At 68.7% G+C, this 518-nt stretch carries 1 protein-coding gene; it reads left to right on the top strand.

Features of this window, described 5'->3' with window-relative positions; translation table 11 throughout:
* A partial coding sequence (locus DVK00_RS20760; RefSeq protein ID WP_147435942.1) for a nucleotidyltransferase family protein occupies positions 1-518 on the top strand: 518 nt, incomplete at both ends.

The following is a 518-nucleotide window of genomic DNA, read 5'->3' on the forward strand; positions in this document are numbered from 1 at the left end:
CGTCGTCGTCGGCCACCGCGCCGACCGCATCCAGTCGCACCTCTCTGCGACGTACCCCGACGCGGACATCGAGTTCGTCCACCAGGACACCCGGCTCGGAAGCGGGCATGCGCTCCTCCTCGCCGAGGAGCTCGTCACCGGCCCGTTCGTCGTCTGCAACGGCGACAACGTCGTCGACGCCGACATCGTCTTGAAGGCGCTCGAACGCTTCTCGACGACCGACTCGGTGGCGACCATCGCGGTCGCCGAGTCCGACACGCCCGAGGAGTACGGCGTCGTCGTCGAGGACAACGGTCGCATCGCTGACATCGACGAACACGCCGTCGACAGCGAGGGCTATCTCGTCAACGCGGGCGTCTACGTCTTCGACGACGCCGTCTTCGAGGCGCTCCGGCGCACCCCGCCGCACGACGGCGAGACGCGGCTTCCCGACGTGATTCACTACCTCGACGGGCACGTCACGTCCGTCCTCGTCAACGGCGGCTGGCTCGACCCCTCCCACCCGTGGGCGCTCCTCT

Source organism: Haloarcula sp. Atlit-47R (assembly GCF_003665985.1).
In the GTDB taxonomy this organism is placed as follows: Archaea; Halobacteriota; Halobacteria; order Halobacteriales; family Haloarculaceae; genus Haloarcula; species Haloarcula taiwanensis.